Origin of the sequence: Photorhabdus akhurstii (assembly GCF_018448925.1) — a bacterium.
Lineage (GTDB): Bacteria > Pseudomonadota > Gammaproteobacteria > Enterobacterales > Enterobacteriaceae > Photorhabdus > Photorhabdus akhurstii.
The window spans coordinates 16931-28679 of sequence record NZ_RCWE01000024.1 but is presented as its reverse complement, the minus strand read 5'-3'; the positions used below and the strand labels follow the sequence as shown (position 1 = coordinate 28679).

The 11749-nt window shown below is 45.3% G+C and carries 1 protein-coding gene; it reads right to left on the bottom strand.

What is annotated here, in order from left to right:
• Nucleotides 1-219: 219 nt before the first annotated feature.
• On the bottom strand, nucleotides 220-10851 hold the full coding sequence (rtxA, locus tag EAE93_RS19185) for an MARTX multifunctional-autoprocessing repeats-in-toxin holotoxin RtxA (RefSeq protein ID WP_214040339.1): 10632 nt from the start codon (nucleotides 10849-10851) through the stop codon (nucleotides 220-222).
• Nucleotides 10852-11749 lie beyond the last annotated feature (898 nt).

Below are 11749 nucleotides of genomic sequence, written 5' to 3'. Positions count from 1 at the left end.
AAAAACACCACAAATATTTAACTTATCTATTACAGAATCACTATGTAAAAAATAATAAATTATTACAATCAATTCGATAATAATAACCCTGTTTTTAAACAAAATAGAAAAACTTAATCAAAATATAAAACAAAAAAAATGGCCCACCTTTCTGTGAGCCATTTTTATTTCTATAACAACGTTTTTACTGACTTATAGAAAGAGCTAATAAAGAGTTAATTAAGCAAATTTCCCCTTACCAATCGTCACATCGGTCCACGCCGTTGCGATAGCCGTTTTCGCCTGACTGTCCAGACTTTCAATAAAACCATTATCACCCACTGTCGGGGAGAAACTACTCATGGCCTGAATCAAAGAATCCACCGCATTATCTGACAGTGCCGTAAATTCACGCTCCCCAGACGCGTTCTTATCACTCATCCGAGTCACCAATTTGGCGCGATTGCCATTGAAGTAATCATTAAAAGTGACCGAACCCACCGATTCAAATCTCCCCTGAGCGGTGGTGTCCTGAGTATGGCGATTCACTGACAGCACCAGATCATATCCGCTACGCTGGAACCACAGATTTTGCCAGTCAACACCGTTAAACAGGATCATATCTTCTGCGTTAATATCGCTCACTCGGTTATCAATCACCTCTGCGCTGACCACAAAGCTATCCACACCTGCGCCGCCCCGGAAATGGTTCTGATACCCGCCTAATACCAGCAGATCCTGACCTTCACCGCCGTCAAATTGGCTGAACTTCGAAATAGCCGCGGCTATCAGATGATCATCACCTTCGCCACCATTAATCACCGCATGGTAGCCCATCAGCTTAATCCCATCATTGCCGGAATAACCATCAACCCGATTGTCATTACCAAATACTCTGGCAAAATCGTCTCCTCCACCCAGTTCGGCCTGATTATTATTGCCGATGATTACCGCATAATCCTGACCTTCCCCACTATCCACCCGATTATAGTTGCCGGAGGCGACAACGTAATCTTGTCCGTTACCGGCATCAATAAAACCGCCTTCACCAAAGACAAACACCTGATCATTGCCTTCCCCCATAGAGATATGGTTAATGCGCCCAGCCACCACTGCGGTATCATCACCATTACCGCCAAACATCCAGTTTTCACGTCCCATCAGGACACCCAAGTCATTACCTTCACCACCTGAAAAAATATTGGAGGTACCTAGTGAGTAATAAACATCATCACCGCGACCACCCCAGAAGTTATTGTTATCTCCCAAATAAGCGCCGAGATCTTTACCGTCGCCTCCCCAGTTGAAGTTATAGTTCCCCAACGATACATGGATATCGCCATCACCGTGCAAATGGCCGCTGTTACGCAGGAAATCAAACGTTTTTTCTTCCATATTAAGCAGATCAGTCGTCAGGTTTTCTTTCAGGTTAACCACTAACGATTTCATCTCTCGCTGCTTCTCTTCGCTGAACATCGTGGCAAACAGATTAGGTAAGTTAAGCGAATTAAAGCCAAACGCAGACTTGGGTTTATTATTGGTCTGGGCATTTTCTCCATTGATATTCACCGCAGATCCTGATTCCTGATGTTCATCGGGCGCTTTCTCTTTCAGACCATGACTCTCCGCAAATGACCTGACTCCATCCTCGCCCATATCAATGCCCGCCTCCAGGCTATCAAGTAATTTTTCTGGATTGGCGAAAGCTTGCAGTTGATCACCACTAAATTCCCCAATCACTTCCAGCATCTCTTGCAGAATCTCCTCACCATCAACCGATTCGCCTGAGCGGGAAATAATTTTCCCCTCTGCGGTGTAGTTCACCCCAAAAATATCCGCTAAGGTGGTATCTGCATTTACACTCGCTAATCGGCCAATCAGTTTATTCTTAAGCTGACGCGGCAAATCCCGTGGATTATAAGTAAAGGTGGTCTTCGCCATGCCCGTTGCCGAATATTGCTGCGTCATCAGGCCAAACAGCGAACCCAAGTTAGTATCCAGAATCGATTGGATATGGTCACCGAACATCAAATTCCAGTTACCGGTTGTCACCTGAATATCAGCGCCACGCCCGCCTACAGCAAAGTTGAAAGCCAGTTTCTGATTAGCCTGACGGAATTGCTCTATACGACTTATTTTGCCTATACCAGCGCCATTGCCATGTTCGCCTAGCCACTGATTAAATTTCTTGTTCAATGTCAATTCAGCGTCATGCTTCAAACCACGGCTGCTACGCTCATGTTGCGAATCCAGATCAGTCAATGTGTTGTAGTCTACGCTGCTGGTTTGGTCCAAACCGGACATATCCTCCACAAACCTCTTCGCACCGGCGATGGTCCACTGCTGATCTTGCGCCGCCAACCAATCTTGATCCTCACTGAAACCGGCAACCCCTTGTAATACATGAGCAATACGCGCAGCGCCATCAAACGGATTAACCAACGGCGGCGTTGGAATGGATTTATCCATCATCACAATCAGGTCATTACTGCGGCCTTGGTTAAAGCTGACATTACGATTACCGATAAACATTTGCGCCCCTTCAAGCGCTTGATAGCCTGCAATATCGAAGCTCTGTTTACTGTCGCCATTACCGATGTGCGCCATCACATTGTTATCACCGAAGGCCAGTGATTTAAAACCACCGCTACCCACTTTAATACCGACGTTCGAAGTTCCCCAGTTGAGGGCGGTAAACTCGCCATCTCCCACATTCACCTGAATATTACCGGAGTAACTGAGCTGATTATTCGATTGATCGTCAGGGGCAACCTGAATCGTATTTCCACGTTTCTTGGGTTGAACTAACACTTCATTGCGGCCGGTAATCGCGCCTTTAATAACGGTATCCGCTTCGGTATGTCCTACCCTGGAGAGGTTGATATCACTTTCAGCAATACCGCGACGAACTTGTTCGGTATGCGTGATCAGCGCATTTTTATCATTCCAACTTAATACAACTTTGTTATCAGCCAGATTGTTAACCCATTGGTTATTTTGATCACGGGTAAATTTGCGTCCACCGGCATCAACCGCCACTTCACTACTGCGAGCGGAAACATCGCTGCGAATGCCTTGCTTATCCAACACGGTGATAAAGCGACGAGCAAAGCCATCCCGTTTGTCATCACTTATCAAAGAACAACCCACAATACTGATGTGATCAGGTTTGTGAGTTATGCTTTTACCCAGATTAACGTCCCGATAAAACCGCGTTAATCTGGTCGCCAGTTCATCAGCCGCGTAACCACTCAGACGAATGTTATTTTGCTCCGACGTATCACGACCATGACCGACAATCTGCCAACGTAACTTCCCGGATAATCGGGCAAGATCGCCATAAACCACACGATATTCGCCCCTAGAGTCAAGTTGAATCACCACGCTAGAATCTGAGTGTTTACCCGCCAGATTGGCCGCGGCCTTAGCGACGACCGGATCATCCTCCATTTGGATAATAATCTGACCATCAAAGCGAGTTTCACGGCCATCAGCTTGTGGCGTCACCTTCTCTATTTGCCAGTCACCGAGTGGTCTGTTCACTTTCTTATCCTGATGAGTATCGTCGATGATAGTCGGTTGTGGCCTCTTATTCTTACCTGATAACCCGTCTAACTCTTCCACCGCTGGACGACTTTGTGGCTTCACTCTGGCATGTTTCTGATAGAACTCCCCAGTTTCTCGGAAAGCGTTATCCAGCGCCTGACTTACCCACACTTTGCCTTCTCCACCGGCAATATCCACCAGATCCCGATAATTGGCAGTGTAGCTGTTCAATACCTGTCTACGTTGTTCATCACCAGTTACCTGTAGTGCCTGATAAACCGCCAGACTTTCGTTGACAGAATGACCACCATCAAATACCAGAAACGCCAGCGTGTTGAGATAACCCTGCCTGGCCGAGAAAGCAGGCTGTTCACCAGCAATCTGTTCATTGGCAATCTGTTCATTGGCAATCTGTTCATTGGCAATCTGTTCATTGGCAATATAGTTATTGAGGTGAACCATGATATTGGTCGAGCCGGAAGCGCCTGTCACCACAGAGTGACCTTGCGCTAACGCATGATGCTCAAATCTCGTTTCCCATCCGGGGACCAAAATTCGGCCCGCAGCAACCTTTCTGCCATACAAAAAGTCATCATGCTTGTTATTAGCAGGCTGGTAAGGCAATGCCGTACCATAATCGTTAGTCTGCTTTTCGGTTATTTCGACTTCATACGTGACATCAGCCCCGCTAGTCAGTTGACTACTGGTCGAACGGGCTTTGGTGATCGCATCCTCATAGAAACGATCCCCTTTAACCTTCCACTCCGCACGATCCATCCCCATTCCTGAGGTAGTTGCCATTTTCACTGCCAGAAATGGCACCTTAATCACCGCAAAACCATCATCAACCTGAGTCATCATGACTTTGAAATTGGCAAAAGTCGGTTCATCCAGAAACGTCGTCAATTCAGGCACCCGACTGAACCAAGGACGAAAATCCCTATTAATGACCCTGGCGAATCCCGCCATCTTTTTAGCAATAACCTTCTCACGCTCGGCTACATCAGGATAAAAACCCCCTATCCACTGTTCAAATCTCTCTACCAGAAATTGCCCTGTCTGTCTGGAAGCAGTCATGGCATCCTGTGGCGCTGTTTTCACCAATTCATGGGCCAATTCAGAATCAAAATGGCGGCCAAACAGGTTGTCAATATATTGTCCAGTCGTCTTTTCCTTACGGGCATCAGCCAGTAACTGTTGAGCTAACGTGTGTAATTCAGGATGTGTCTGCAACTGGGCAACCGCCTCCTCAAACAGCTTAATGGTTTCCTGTTGTGTTACTTGTCCGCTAAGCCACAGATTTTTGACCCGTTCAATTAGCGGCATACCTTCGGGAATAGCCTCTTGTTGCAATCGGCTAACGAAAACGATGAGGCTTTCACTTTCAGTTTTAGGCGTTTCCCGCTCCGCTACAGAGTTAATCTGAGTCAATGGCTTGATTTGTAAAGCAGTAAGACGATTAATTTCGCTTTGCGCGATATCGCCTTTCAGACCTACCACACGCCCAAATCCATCAAAGGATACCTGTTGGTCAAACTGTGCAATATGGTCAGGCGCTAGGCTAACCCCTAAAATCCCGGCTGATTCAGCTCTTTTTGCTTGAAGGTAGGCAACCCGTTCCCCCATCTCAAAACGCAGGCTTTTAACTAATCGGCCACGCCTGGCAAATTCATTGGGATCATGCTGTTGCCAATGAGCAAGCGCTTGCTCAAGCTGCAACACATGCTGCTCATCAGGTTGTTCGACCGCATTATTGAAAACCTCACGTACTGCCGCCAGCGCCTTACTGGGCCGATCGGTATTTATCTGGCCAAGATATCTTTTCGTCGAATCAATAAACCGTTTGTCACCCTGACTCAGCAAGAAAGGCTCAAACTCTCTCAGGATGGAAGAATGGGATTTAAGGCTATCTCCACCAGCAACTTGCCCTAACCCTTGCAAATTGATACCCGAAATTACAGGTGCTTTTGTGGTTAACTTTCTCGGTTGATTTGAAGCAGGCTCCATAACTCTATCGGATGACGTTCCGGTAAGCCGCGAAATGACCGAAGCACCGACATGTTCAGCACGAATACCCCTGTTGATCTGTAGTCGATTAACCGCCCGTCGCGCACTATTCAATGCCGCCAAATCTGCGGCTGTGAGTGTTAGATCTTCACTGTTCCAGCCATTAGCTTCCGCTTTGGATTCAGGATTGATATGACTTTTCGGTTTCGCTACGTCGATTGGTATATAAGCCCTCCCAGACAAGCCACTGCCGGGCGCCCCGCTACGATCGGGTTTTGCGTCACCGGCCTGTTTCGCCCCTTTCGCATCAGCCTGTACCTGAGCGGCTTTATTTTTCGCTACCGAGCTATCATATTCACCGCGTTGTTTCGCTTCTTCATATACGGCATAGGCATCGCTTTCCGCTTGCGCTGCTCGCAGACGTTGTAAATCCGCTTCTTTCTGTCTTGATTTCGCTTTTGTACGCGCATCCTCAATACTGTCGTCTGTGTTTTTTATATTCTGATAACTTTGTTCTAAACCTGCTGCTGATTTGCCAATTGTATTTTTTACGTGTTTTTGATTATCAATAAAGCACGGTTGTAAATCAGCTAATTTTTTCTGGGAAATAAATTTGGTGTCATCTAATTTCTCCTGAGTACGGTTCAAATATCCCGTAGCAAACCGGTTACGCCACTCATCACCCGATTGACCTGTGTAATTGACATAGCCATTAAGCGCATTCAGACGTTGAGTCATGGAGAGCAGCTCTTTCGTTACCGCTCTGGATTCTCCACTTATTGCATCACGCTGTACTTGTCCATTGGTATTCAGCGCATTTTGATTTGTTGATTCCAATTGGAGTTGTGATTTTGAAATTGTTTTAAGTTGGTCATCCCGTTCTTGTTCCAGAATGCGGCGATTTTCCTCCGCTTTCTCTTTATCACTTAACGCATTTTGCGCAGCGCTGTCCTGTTTTGCATGTTTAATAACAGCATCAGCTTGTGATGATGATTCACTCTGAGTCGAATCAACTTCGTCTCCAATATGCAAAGCATTCTGGATAGCCTTAGTATCAGGCGTCTCCACCTGAGTGACCGTACCGCTTAATTTATTACGCAGATCCGAACCAACGTCATCAATGGCATTCATCTGGAAACCATCAATGGCAGAAACTTCAGTTAAATTAATCGCCCCTCGGCCTCTATTCGTACCAGAACTATTCGCCTCATTACCGTGCATCAGATAGTTAATCGCCTGACTACCTTCCACACCTAACACAGTTTGTCTAATCGTTTTAAACAGAAAGGAAAGGTTATTACTTTGCGTATTGCTTTCCGCAATAGAAAGCGTGTAGAAATCGCCGTTACCAACCTTAATCGCCACATTATTACGCGCATAAGAGGCGTTAATCCCCAGACCATCACCAACATGAATATTGGCGTTGCCCTTGCCTTTCATGATCGCAACATTAAGACCATGCCCGACTTTAGTATTAACGTTATATTCACCCCACGCTGCGTTAACGGAAATACCATCACCCACTTTGGTATTAATATTAAAATCGCCATGCGTCGCAGTAACACTTAAACCATTCCCCACCGTGGTAGTAATATTCGCTCTGCCTTTTGCCGCAGTAACCTGCATACCATCACCTATTTTGGTGACAATATTCCCTTTACTCCACAAGGCATTAAAGCTGTCACCGTTACCTACCTGAGTCACAATGTTGGCATCAGCAGTGGCAAGTATGACATTACGCCCATCACCGACTTTGGTAATCACATTAGCTTTGCCCCAAGCGCCGGTATAATCATCACCTTGCCCCACATGGGCGATGATATTGGCATCCCCTTGAACAACCGTGACTTCCTGCTCATTACCTACTTTGGTAATGATGTTCGCTTTACCTTTAGCGAAGTTATAACGGTCGCCATCACCAACCTGAGTCAGGATATTAGCCTCCCCCCAAACAGCATTAACGCCGGTACCGTTCCCCACTTTGGTAATGATATTCGCTTTACCTTTGGCGAAACCCACCGTCGTGCCATCACCAACATGGGTCATGATGTTACCCACATCGGAAATAAGTAAACCGACTGTTGTCCCGTCACCCACCTTCGTTAGAATATTACCCTTACCGAATAGCACAGCAGCAGTGGTTGATGATCCCTTATGAGTAATGACATTCGCCTCCGCCGCCGCAACCACCCCCATAAAATCATCGCCCACTTTGGTGACAATATTCGCCTCTCCTAACGCTAAAACACCGGTTAAGCCATTACCGGAATGCGTCATGATATTGGCTCGACCAAACATTGCCGCCAATGTTGTACCATCCCCTACCCTGGTCATTACATTCAGCTCACCGGCAAACAGGCCAATGCTGGCGCCATTACCCACATGCGAATAGATATTAGCTTCACCAACCATCAAACCAAGCGTCAAATCATTGCCCGCTTTCGTCAGGATATTACCCTGCCCGATCATCGCGGCAAAGGTTGAGCCATTACCAATATGGGTCATCACATTGGCCTCGCCGATCATTGCCGCCAGCGTCATACCGTTACCCACTTTGGTTGCGATATTGCCTTTAGCCAACATCAAGGCAACACTCGTTTCATCACCAATGTGGGTAAACACATTACCGGCAGCGATCATCAATGCCAGCGCCTTACCATCCCCTACTTTGGTAAAAACATTCCCCAAGCCTCCCATCAACCCCCATGCATCACCATTGCCAACATGGGTAAAGATATTGCCCGCGCCAATCATGGCCGCAATCGCAGTTCCATCACCCACTTTAGTAAAAACATTGCCTGCGGCTCCCATAACTCCCAGAGTCTGACCGCCACCGACATGAGTCAGCACATTACCGATGCCGAGCATAATACCCGTGGTGTTATCGTTTCCGATCTTGGTCAGAATATTAGCGCCGCCTAACATCACACCCGTCGTACTCCCATTGCCAATATGCGTAAACACATTAGCGCCGCCGCCCATCAACGCAATAGCACTACCTCTGCCCTTTTTCGTCAAAATATTGGCGCCGCCTAACGCAACCGCCGTGGTACCTGATATTTCATCATCGTGGAGATGGGTGATAATGTTCGCGCCACCAAGCATACCGGCAACCAAATCGCCGGCACCAAGCTTAGTCAGCACATTGGCGCCCCCCGCCAGTACCGAGGAGACCTTCCCCTTACCTGTTTGGGTCATCACATTAAAACCACCGGCGCCTAACCAATTAGCGTTACCATTACCTATTTGGCTATGAGTGTTGTAACCCCCAAACATGACAACTCGGCTCTCGCCATTACCTTGGTGGATTGAGATATTACCTATCGCCAGGAGATGAGCCAGATACCGCCCATCACCGATTCGGACCAATACGTTTGCCGCACCGCCAGCGTAAACATCCATTTCTCCATGTTGGCTTTGATGCACCAGCACGTTTGCCAGACCTGCGCCACGGAATGTCAGATTGCCCTGTTCCCCACGCTTCACAATTACATTGGCAGCACCAGCGCCTTCAAAATTAACATTACCGCGTGTGACGCTGGAGGTAATGACATTACCGCCCCCCATGCCCTTAAAATTAATGTCACCGGAGCTATCACCCATATCCGCAGATGATTTCACCAACTCCTGATAGCTGTACTCTTCGGTATGTGCTAAATGTTCAGACACCCGGCGTACTGAATTCACTTTGTATTGCAGATGGGTTAGGGAATATCCGCCCACATCCATTGAACGATAACCATTTTTAGGGGAAAAATCTTCGGCAGCCAGATTGCCGGTATGATCACCTTCTTTATACCAAGCACTGGCATAATATTGCAGCGCACCGGTTTCAGGATTATTCACCAATTCAACCATCACCACTTTGGTATATGACTCAACATACTTGGCATAAATATAAGTGTTCGGTTGACAGTTCGATTTCACCGCTGAAACATCCAATATCAAACCACCGGAATGGATTGCATGCCCATGCATTTTGGCATCAACCAACGTGACATCTCCTGCTCTGGCATTGGTTCCACCGGCATAAGTCACCCACTGGTTTTCCTGCAAATCTTCTTCAACCGTATGTTGAATAGTAACGGGTTGATGATGTTCAAAGATTAGATTAAAGAGACGGTAACCACCATTGGAATGTATATCGAAAAATCCATTACTTGAAGAGATATTCTCCGTAGCAAGATTATTGAGATGATTGCCCTGTTTGTACCAAGAAGTAGCGTAATAACCGAGCTTACCGGTTTCAGGATCATTTTGAAGTTGAACCTTAACCAGCTTAGTGTACATTTCATCGGCCAGCGCAAAGAGATAAGTATTAGTCTCGACAGTTGATTTAATGCCAATCACCTGTTGGTGTTGGGATTGTTGAAGCCACTTTCCTCCTATTGTCGCTGTCGTTAACACAATCTCTTCGGCTTTAGCGTATTCCAGAGCGCCATCACGAGAACCGCTATCTACGCCGATTCTTGATATTTCATTGTAAGCGCCGGCGCCATCGAAACTAATATCACCATGTGCGACATCAGAATAAATCCGGTTATAACCCCCTGCCCCTGCAAATTCGATATTACCGTGGGTCTGTCCATATTGATCTTGGCTTTGGCGCAAGCGTTCAATACGGTTTGATGCCCCGGCGCCATGCAAAATAATATTGCCTTCTTTACCTTTACGTATAATGTGATTATCCGCTCCGGCTCCTGTGAAATTAATATTGCCGTTTTCAACCCGCGAACTAATACTATTTGCTGCTCCCCCGCCTTCAAATTTCACATCGCCGTGACTTTTCTCATAGTGATCATACCAGGTACGATCAATTTTATTACCGGCGCCGGCGCCGAAAAAATTTAAATTGCCTTGATTGGTTTCATGCCATAACTCGTTATAACCACCGACACCTTCAAAAATCACCTCACCGGATTGCCCTTTACGACTCAGGCCATTATAAGCAGCCGCCCCAGAGAAATTGAGATTACCGTGGCTTCCCCGGTGATCGATAGCAACCCCTCCCGCCGCGCCAGCAAATGAAATATCACCATTGCCGCTCTTATCAATACCCGAATAACCGGCAGCGCCATGTACTGACAGATTACCTTCCTTATCCACTATTTTTAAATATCCGGCACCGCCATTGACAACCTTATTACCAGAATCAGCATAGACCGTCGCCCCAATCGATCCGAGGGTAATACGATCATCGCCTCCTTTGGCATAAATAACCCCTCCCACGCCGATGGCAACAATATTATTACCATCATCATCATCGTAGTATTTTCCAGTAAAGAAATATTCTGTACTACGGTTTGATGATTTTCCCATAAATAATCCCTTAATTTAAGTTTAGGTTAAATAGAAAACCACTGCATCTGACAGATACAGCAACGGTTTTGAGAATCGAGTTTTCCGTGGACAGTGCGAATCCACCGTTCTTACCACGGTAAAAATATAATGACAGCCATCAACGATGGCATTATTTGGCCTAATTAGTCAGATTACCCTAACTCTATTAAGTTACTATTTCATTGATTATTTACTTTATGTTCAATGCAATAATGAGAGAAAACACCTTTGTCATGATTGATATCAAAGATGATTGTTCGAATTTTTTAAACATATTTCGCCCTTAACAAGAAATTTATTCACAAAGATTGTAGAATATATAGTGAAATAAAAAACCTAAGCTCAGAGACATAATGAGCTTATATATACAAATAGTGTTAAATGAATAAGCAGAATAAAATAATATAGAGCAAAAACTCAAAATCAATATTAATACACAAGAAAGTCTGTTTACCCCCCACATATTGCCCTATATCCCCACACTGATGTTAACAATACAAATAAGATAGTAAAAAATAATATTAAAACATAGATTAACTTGTTGTTTTTATTAAAATTATTAAAAGATTTTCACAAATCAAATTACTAAGGTTAAATTATTAACATTGTTGCATCAGAAATGTAGGTAAATTTAACTTATTTCTTTGCAACAAAATATCTATAGTGAAAAAATAACCGCTCACTTCCATTACTCTGATCCAAATAAAGGCGAACAATAAATACAATATTACTAACTATAATGAGTTAAATTAATAGCGAGATTAAACTTCAAACACTGTTCTGGAAATTTATAGACTTTACAATGAGGGATAGCGCTTTGAGTGAGGATTGATATATCGCAAGTTAATTATAATGGAATCATTCAGATCGATTATGA